At 60.6% G+C, this 1,336-nt stretch carries 1 pseudogene; it reads right to left on the bottom strand.

The annotated features are described in order from the left end of the window. A pseudogene (gene secA, locus RMO57_RS07295) lies at positions 1 to 1,336 on the bottom strand (preprotein translocase subunit SecA); the annotation flags it as partial.

Raw genomic sequence — 1,336 nt, 5'->3', positions numbered from 1 at the left:
ATCAGCGAAACGTCGTTGAAAGACGTACTGCTGTTCACCTTTGACGAGGTGAACAAATCCGGCGGCATCAAAGTCGGCGGCCGCGTCTTGCGACACCGAACCGTCTTCGTTCGGGTGCGTGTAGGTCACATTGCTGACGCGTTCGGCGCGCGCCTCAATGGCCTCGGCCGCACGACTGGCTTCCTCTTGCGACTGGATGCGCACATTCATTAAGGTGCGGGTCACTTCCATCTTCACCACATCCAACAGCTGCGAGAACAACTCAAACGCTTCGCGCTTGTACTCCTGCTTGGGGTTCTTCTGCGCATAGCCGCGCAAGTGGATGCCTTGGCGCAGATAGTCCAGCGAGGCCAGATGCTCGCGCCAATGCTGATCAATGCTTTGCAGCAGCACCATGCGCATGAATGGGGTGAGTTGATCAATCCCGACGCGCTCGACCTTGTCGGCAAAGACGGTGTCGCCGCTCTTCACGACCAATTCCAGCACGTCCTCATCGGTAATGGAGTCGCTCTTGTCAACCATCTCGGTCAGCGCGACTTCGAGCTGCCATTCTTCGCGCAACACACGCTCAAGGCCGGCCAGATCCCACTGTTCTTCGACGCTTTCGGCAGGCACAAAGCTGCGCACCACATCGGTCAGCGTGCTGGCACGCAGATTGTTGATTTGCGCGACCAAGCTCTGCGCTTCGAGGATGTCATTGCGCTGCTGGTAAATCACCTTGCGCTGGTCGTTGGAGACATCGTCGTACTCCAGCAACTGCTTGCGCACGTCAAAGTTGCGCGCCACGTCCTTGCGCTGCGCACTTTCGATCGAACGGCTGACGATGCCGGCCTCAATCGCCTCGCCTTCGGGCATCTTCAAGCGGTCCATGATGGCGCGCACGCGGTCCCCCGCAAAGATGCGCATCAGCTGATCGTCGAGCGACAGATAGAAGCGCGAAGCGCCTGGATCACCCTGGCGGCCCGAGCGGCCACGCAACTGGTTATCGATACGGCGACTCTCATGCCGCTCGGTGGCGATGATGCGCAGACCGCCGGCGGCCTTGACCTGCTCATGCAGGCCGGCCCATTCGTCCTTCAAGGTCTGGGTCTGCTGCGCCTTGTCGGCCTCGCCCACGCCTGCGTCGGCCTCGATCAGCTTGATCTGATTCTCAACATTGCCGCCCAACACGATGTCGGTGCCGCGGCCGGCCATATTGGTGGCGATGGTGATCATGCCGGGTCGGCCCGCCTGCGCCACGATCAGCGCTTCTTGCGCGTGCTGCTTGGCGTTGAGCACCTTGTGCGGCAGCTTCTCGGCCGCCAGCAGCTTGGAGATGTACTCGGAGTTTTCGATC

This window comes from Roseateles sp. (genome assembly GCF_031397715.1).
Classification (GTDB): domain Bacteria; phylum Pseudomonadota; class Gammaproteobacteria; order Burkholderiales; family Burkholderiaceae_C; genus Paucibacter_A.
This window is presented reverse-complemented; position numbering and strand designations above follow the sequence as displayed.